The organism is Desulfurivibrio nitratireducens, from assembly GCF_044068515.1.
Taxonomy (GTDB): Bacteria; Desulfobacterota; Desulfobulbia; order Desulfobulbales; family Desulfurivibrionaceae; genus Desulfurivibrio.
Genome location: NZ_JBIPKI010000071.1, coordinates 1 through 6,426 on the forward strand (window position 1 = coordinate 1; position 6,426 = coordinate 6,426).

At 65.1% G+C, this 6,426-nt stretch carries 5 protein-coding genes and 1 pseudogene; all 6 read right to left on the minus strand.

Annotated elements, in window-relative coordinates:
* Positions 1–63 precede the first annotated feature (63 nt).
* Positions 64–732: a type II secretion system minor pseudopilin GspJ gene (gene gspJ, locus ACHHTY_RS11550; RefSeq protein ID WP_395494315.1), complete on the minus strand. Its 669-nt coding sequence runs from the start codon at positions 730–732 to the stop codon at positions 64–66.
* Positions 729–1,109, minus strand: a complete 381-nt coding sequence (gene gspI / locus ACHHTY_RS11555; protein WP_395494316.1) for a type II secretion system minor pseudopilin GspI — start codon at positions 1,107–1,109, stop codon at positions 729–731. The genes gspJ and gspI overlap by 4 nt, the downstream gene beginning before the upstream one ends.
* On the minus strand, positions 1,106–2,320 hold the full coding sequence (gene gspF / locus ACHHTY_RS11560; RefSeq protein ID WP_395494317.1) for a type II secretion system inner membrane protein GspF: 1,215 nt from the start codon (positions 2,318–2,320) through the stop codon (positions 1,106–1,108). Before gspF ends, gspI begins: the two co-directional genes overlap by 4 nt.
* A 151-nt stretch (positions 2,321–2,471) precedes the next feature.
* Positions 2,472–3,962 (minus strand): type II secretion system ATPase GspE, encoded by a 1,491-nt coding sequence (gspE, locus tag ACHHTY_RS11565; RefSeq protein ID WP_395494318.1) that lies wholly within the window; start codon positions 3,960–3,962, stop codon positions 2,472–2,474.
* 68 nt (positions 3,963–4,030) lie between these two features.
* Positions 4,031–6,082 (minus strand): type II secretion system secretin GspD, encoded by a 2,052-nt coding sequence (gene gspD, locus ACHHTY_RS11570; RefSeq protein WP_395494319.1) that lies wholly within the window; start codon positions 6,080–6,082, stop codon positions 4,031–4,033.
* A gap of 57 nt (positions 6,083–6,139) precedes the next feature.
* Positions 6,140–6,426 (minus strand): annotated as a pseudogene (locus ACHHTY_RS11575) (hypothetical protein); the annotation flags it as partial.

Consider the following 6,426-nt stretch of genomic DNA (forward strand, 5'->3'; position numbering starts at 1 on the left):
GAACGCCAAGCAGGATGTCCTGCTGATCTCCCGCAACATGGCGGAGGTCCGCCTGCTGGACCTTCATGCCCCCAGCCCCGCAGCCAGGGGAAAAAGCCGGCGGATCCGGCCCCAGTCGGCCAGTTCCAGCCAGACTTCCACCGCCGCCGGCAGCCGGTCGTCGGCCGCCATGGCGGCCTGACCGGGAGCGAACCCGGCCTGCGGCGGCCAATAGCCGTGCCACACCCCGGTGTGGTCCAGGAAGCGGATCTCGAAGGCCTCCACCCCGTCCAGCACCGGTTGGCGAAAAGTTTCCAGCCCCGGCCCCCGATCGAGGACCGGCCAGCTTTCCCGGATCAGCTCATCGCCATCGAGCAGATAGCGCAGCCGGAGCAGATTGCCGCCGCCGGTTCCCGGCAGGGGCAAGGGCCGGCCGCCCCGGGTGAACTCCAGGCCCGCCCCCGGCAGGGTGCCGAAATGCATGGCGGGCTGAGGATTGCCGTATTCATCGCGAATGCCCCGGGCCTGGGCCTGCTGGATCTCGAGGCCGAGGCGGGCCACCGCCATCTGGACCGCCGCCAGCCGTTCGCTCTCCCGCTCGGTATGTTCGCGGCTGGTGATCATCGCCCGCAGGCTGGTGTAGGTCAGCAGCGAAAGCACGGCAAACAGGGACAGGGCCACCAGCAGCTCCAGCAGGGTGAAGCCGCCGGTCGCCGCAGACCGCCGGGCCGGGGCAAAAAGCCGCCCGCTCATCGCCGGCTCCGATAAACGGTGACCATGGCCGCCGCCTCCCCCTGCCCCCCTTCGGGCCAGACCAGGATTTCCACCCGCCGCATTTGCGCCTCGGGGGTGTCATGGACGCTGAAGCGCCAGGGCCATTGGTCATCGGCCATCAGGGCGGTGCCGCTGTTCTCTTCCCGTTCCCAGCCGGCGGGAGCCAGCAGGATTTCCGCCGCCTTGTTCATCGCCACCCAGTGGGCCATGGTCTGCTGGCGCAAGTAAAGGGTGTTGTTGATGGCGTTGCCGGAGGCCCGGACGGCGGTGATCGCCACGATGCTCAGCACCGCCAGGGCGATGAGAATTTCCATCAGGGTGAAGCCTTTTTGCCGATCGCGGGGCGGAAGATTCATCGGACCAGTTGATTCAGTTCAAAAATCGGCAGCAGGATGGCCAGGACGATGGTCAGGATGATGCCGCCCATGACCACGATCATCAGGGGCTCGAAGAGACCCATGGCGGCGGCAATCACCGTTTCGCTTTCCCGTTCCTGGGTCTGGGCGGCCCGGTCCAGCATCTGCTCCAGGTTGGAGCTGGCCTCGCCGCTGGCGATCAGGTGGATGGTCAGCGGGGGAAAACAACCCTCGGCCTGCATCGATTGGTGAATGCTGGCCCCCTCCCGGACCTTGCTGCGGACCCGGTCCAGGGCTTCCCGCACCGCTAAATTGCTCACCACCCGGGAGGAAATCTTCAGGCCCTCCAGGATCGGCACCCCGCTGGCGATGAGAATACTGAAAGAGCGGGCGAAGCGGGCCGCGTCCAGGGTGCGGTTGAAGCGGCCGACGAAGGGCAGCCGCAGCAGGCGGCGATGGACCCGGAGCCGGATTTTTTCCCGCTTGAGCATAAGCCGGCTCAGGACCAGCAGGACCAAAAGCCCGAGCAAAAGCATAAAGCCGTAATGCTGGAGAAAATCGCTGGTGGCGATGAGCAGCCGGGTCAAGGGGGGCAGGCTCTGGCCGATATGCTCGAAGACCTCCACCACCTGGGGCACCACGTAAACCAGCAGGGCGGCGATGACCGTGAAGGCCACCAGGGTGAGCAGGACCGGATAAAGCAGGGCCAGGAAAACCTTCTGCTGCAACTGCTGGCGGGCTTCGGTGTAATCGGCCAGGCGCTCCAGGACCACGTCGAGATAGCCGGCCTGTTCGCCGGCGGCCAGGGTCGCCCGGTAGAGTTCGGGAAAAGCGCGGGGGAATTCGGCCAGGGCCTGGTCCACCGCGTAGCCTTCGAGGATCCGGGAGCGCACCGCCATCAAGACGCTTTTGAGTCGCGGTTTTTCGGCCTGGTCGGCCACCGCCCCCAGCGCCTCTTCGAAAACGATGCCGGAGCGCACCAGGGTGGCGAGCTGGCGGGTAACCACGGCCAGGTCGCCGGCCTGGATCCGCCCCCCGAACAGGCGGCGAACCGTGGGTCGCCCCCTCTCCTCGGCCACCGGCTTGACGGCCAGGGGCATCAGACCTTTTTCCCGGAGCTGCTGGCGGACCTGGCGCGGCGTATCGCCTTCCAGCACCCCCTTGCGGGTCTTGCCGGCGCTGTCCACCGCGCTGTATTCAAAGGCGCCCATCAGTTTTCTCCGTCACCCGGCCGGGCCGCCAAAGCCGGGCGGCAGTCCAGGGACCGGGGGGCCACAAGGCCGGGCCGGTGGTTGGCGGCCCGGACCGGGGATGGCACGGGGCCTGAGCGCCCCAGGCTGCGGTGCCGCTGGTCGCTGGCCATCAGTCCTCCCGGGTAACCCGCAGCACTTCGGCAATTGTGGTATCCCCGGCCCGGACCCGGCGCCAGCCGTCCTGGCGAATATCGGGGGTCTTGGTCCGGACATATTTTTCAATTTCATGCTGGCCGACCTTGTTGTGGATCATCTCCTGGAGATGGTCGTCGGAGGCGATCAGCTCGTAAATCCCGGTGCGGCCCGAATACCCCTGGTGGTGGCAGCGCTCGCAGCCCTTGGCCCGGTAGATGGTCGGGGCCGTGGACTGGTCGGCGCTGATCCCGAGGTCGGCCAGTTCGACCGCGCTGGGGGTGTAAGGCTCCTTGCAGTGGGGGCAGAGAACCCGCACCAGGCGCTGGGCCAGCACCCCGACCAGGGTGGAGGCCAGCAGGAAGGGCTCGATCCCCATGTCGCGCAGGCGGGTGACCGCTCCCACCGCGTTGTTGGTATGGAGGGTGGAAACCACCAGATGGCCGGTCAGGCTGGCCTGGACCGCGATTTCGGCGGTTTCGAGATCCCGGATCTCGCCGACCATGACCACGTCGGGATCCTGGCGGAGGATGGCCCGCAGGCCCCGGGCGAAGGTCATCTGGACCTTGGGGTTGACCTGGGTCTGGCCGATGCCGTCGAGATAATATTCGATGGGGTCTTCCACCGTCATGATATTGCGGCTCTTTTCGTTGAGGCGGGTCAGGGCGGCATAGAGGGTGGTGGTCTTGCCCGAGCCGGTGGGGCCGGTGACCAGGAGAATACCGTTGGGGCGGTGGATCAGCTTGTCCGTCAGGGCCATGGTTTTGGGATCCATCCCCAACTGCTCGAGATCGAGGCGGCCCGCCTGCTTGTCCAGCAGCCGCAGCACCACCCGCTCGCCATGGCCGGAGGGGATGGTGGAAACCCGGACATCCACCGGCCGGCCGGCAATCTTGAGAGAAATCCGGCCGTCCTGGGGCAGGCGTTTTTCGGCGATATCAAGCCGGGCCATGACCTTGAGCCGGGAGATCACCAGGGGGGCCACCATGCGGCTGGGCTGCATGACCTCCTGGAGAATTCCATCCACCCGGATCCGCACCCGGAGACGATCCTCGAAGGGCTCGATATGGATATCGGAAGCGTTCTCCTTGACCGCCTGGGTAAGCAGGCCGTTGATCAGGCGGATGATCGGGGCGTCGTCCTGGCTTTCCAGGAGATCCTCGGGCTCGGCCAGTTGCTGAGCCAGGCTGGCGAAATCCAACTCTTCACCGAAATCCTGGGCAATCAGCAGATCCTCGTTGGAACCGCTTTCGTAGGCGCCTTGAAGCAGGGCTTCGTAGCGCTCCCGGCTGACGCTTTCCACCTTGAGCGGCAGGCCGAGAAACCGGCGCAATTCAGCCAGGGAAGCGGGAGTGGCGCCGGGACGACTGACAACCCGGGCCACCCCGTTTTCAATCTCGGTAACCAGAACCCCGTGCCGCTTGGCGAAGGAAAAGGATGGACGTTTGCTGATAGTTGTTTCGGTCAAGAGAGCTTTTTCATCCAGGTTCTTGCTGAAGTGATTATTGATCGGTCCGGTCGGGCTTCACTGGGCCGTCAGGGGGCCGGCGTCTGCTCCGGCTCCTGCTGGACCGGGGGGAATTCATAGAAATGCTGATCTTCAAAGGCCTCGAACTCCAGCAGCAGCGGCTGCTGCTCTTCGGGCAACAGCTTGACTCCGGCGGGAAAGCGCTCGAGTTGCTTGTCGCGAATCAGATCGTACTTGTCCAGGGAAACCTGGCTGCTCATCGCCTGATCGCGGAGAATCACCGGCCGGAGAAAAACCATCAGGTTGCGCTTGGCCCGCCGGCTGCTGGTGTAGCGGAAGAGGGCTCCCAGCACGGGCAGATCACCCAGCACGGGCACCTTGGAAACCGACTCCTGGACATCGTCGCTGATCAGCCCGCCCAGGACCAGGACCTTGCCGTCTTCGACCAGGACGCTGGTGGTGATGTTGCGGGTGTTGGTGATCAGGCCGGAGGCGAACTCCAGCGAACCGGGCTCGACGCTGGAAACCTCCTGGGCGATATCGAGGCGGATGACATCCCCCTCGTTGATCTGGGGTTTTACCCGCAGCTTGATGCCCACATCCCGGCGCTCGATGGTCTGGAAGGGGCTGCCCCCCACCCCGGTAGTCGCCTGGGTAAAGCTGCCGGTCAGGAAGGGCACGTTCTGACCCACCACGATTTCGGCTTCGTGGTTGTCCATGGTCACCAGGCTGGGGGTGGAGAGGATGTTGGTGTCGGCGTCGGTGGCCAGGGCGTTGACCAGGGCCCCGAGGCTGAAGAACTCGTTGCCGAAAATATCCACCGTACCCGAGAATACCCCCAGGCTGAAGCCGCTCTGGCCAGCCAGGGCCCCGACGGCGGCATCGTCGCCGGCGGCCAGGCCGCTCAGCCCCACCCGGCCGGAACCGGGAAAATTGGTGGCGGCGACAATACCGGTATGGCTGTCGTCGGCGGCAAACCACTGGATGCCGAGATCCGCCCCCTTGGAGGTGGAGACCTCGGCGATTACCGCCTCGATCATCAACTGTACCCGGCGGATATCAAGCTGGCGGACCACCCCCTGCAGGGCGGTGAGCACCGCCGGGGGACCGGTCATGATCAGGGCGTTGGTGCCTTCGTCGGCCTGGATATTGACGTCTTCGCGCTGCTGGGCGGTGCGGCGCTGCTGGGCGGCGGTACCCTCGGCGCGTGGGGCCTCGGGCAGTTCCATGCCGCTCAGAATCGGGACCAGATCCTTGGCGTTGGCATAGCGGAGAAAGACCACCTTGGTATCTCCTTCCCGGATCAATGGAGTATCGAGATGGAGAATCATCGCTTTGACCCGGAGCAGGTGATGTTCATCGCCCTGCATCAGGATACTGTTGGTCCGGCTGTCGGCGGCCAGGCGCAATTGGTCGGCGGAAAGCCGGCCGGAACCTACTTCCAGGCCAGTGATCACCGCCACCACCTCGCGGGCATCGGCGTGTTCCAGGCGCAGCATTTCCATGCCGCTGCCGGAAACCTGGTCCAGGCGGCGGACAATCTGGAGCAGGCGCTCGACGTTGCCGGCCCGTTCGGTGATGATCAGGGCGTTGCCTTCCTTGACCGCCAGGGCCGACATCTGGCCGGCGCGGACATTGAGCAGGGGGCGGAGAATGGGCACCAGCTTGTCGGCCTGGAGATTCTGGAGCCGGTAGATCCGGGTGATGATCCGGTCCTCGGGCAGGTCCACCGGCCGCTCGCCGTCGGCGGTGATCACCAGGTCCTGGCCGGCCTTGGCCATGGGCACGATCTTGATGACATTGCCGGCTTCAATGGCGGCGAAATCGTGGACCTGGAGGATGGAGAGAAAGACCGCGTAAACTTCCTCGGGCCGCAGGGGCTGGGAGGAAACGATGGTCACGTTGCCGCGGACCGCCGGATCGACGACGAAGGTTTTGCCGGTGACCCGGGCCACCGCGTTTATCACCGACTCCAGCTCGGCTTCCTTGAAATTGAGGGTGATGGTTTCATCCTGAGCATGGGCGGCGGGCAGCGAGGCCAGCAGCAGGCCGCAGACCAGCAGGCCCTGCAGCAGCAGGCGCCGGTTCCGGGACAGGGAAAAAAAGGTGCTCAAAGACATGGGAACCCCCTCGATCTATCTGGTGATGACGACGGTCAATGCCGCGCCACTGTAAGTTCAGCGAATCACGATGGTGCTCTGCTGCTGGGCGCCGTCGCGTTCAAATACCAAGTGAATATTCCGGGCGTCCCGCAACTGCTCGAAGGCCACCATGGCGGCGCCGGCATCGGAGAGGGGAATCCCGTTGACCTCGTACAGGATGTCCCCCGACTGGAGGCCGAGATTTTCGAGAAAGCTGCTGTCACCCTGGGGAGCCACAAGTCGGAAACCCTGGCGGCCCCCGGCCGGGTTATGGATATGAATTTCCACTTCCCGGGCCAGGTCCGGCAGGTTGGCCAGGGTCT

What these genes read in the sequence shown, in the direction of transcription:
- gspF (WP_395494317.1), bottom strand. Translation starts at nt 2,320, where the DNA reads ATGGGCGCCTTTGAATACAGCGCGGTGGACAGCGCCGGCAAGACCCGC.
- gspJ (WP_395494315.1), bottom strand. Translation starts at nt 732, where the DNA reads ATGAGCGGGCGGCTTTTTGCCCCGGCCCGGCGGTCTGCGGCGACCGGC.
- gspI (WP_395494316.1), bottom strand. Translation starts at nt 1,109, where the DNA reads ATGAATCTTCCGCCCCGCGATCGGCAAAAAGGCTTCACCCTGATGGAA.
- gspD (WP_395494319.1), bottom strand. Translation starts at nt 6,082, where the DNA reads ATGTCTTTGAGCACCTTTTTTTCCCTGTCCCGGAACCGGCGCCTGCTG.